The organism is Vibrio crassostreae 9ZC13 (assembly GCF_000272045.2).
Classification (GTDB): Bacteria; Pseudomonadota; Gammaproteobacteria; order Enterobacterales; family Vibrionaceae; genus Vibrio; species Vibrio crassostreae_C.
Genome location: NZ_AJYZ02000013.1, coordinates 1 through 210 on the forward strand (window position 1 = coordinate 1; position 210 = coordinate 210).

General features: G+C 42.9%; 1 protein-coding gene. It reads right to left on the reverse strand.

What is annotated here, in order from left to right; translation table 11 throughout:
* Positions 1 to 18: 18 nt before the first annotated feature.
* On the reverse strand, positions 19 to 210 hold a 192-nt coding region (locus A136_RS22915; RefSeq protein WP_206744226.1), incomplete at its 5' end, for a hypothetical protein.

Genomic DNA, 210 nt, shown 5'->3' on the forward strand with positions numbered 1-210 from the left:
CATCTCTATAATGCCGCCTCACTGACACGGCAGACGCCACAAGGCTTCAGCGAGAAATGTTAGTAAGGCAACTAGCTTTAAGCGATGATTCGCTTCTACTTTTAGAAAGTAGGAATTAATTCCAAATAAGTGTTTGACACTGAGAATTAAATCGCTAGAATGGCCGTCCACTTCGAGAGGCTCCTTACTAAAAGGAAGGCTCAACAAGTA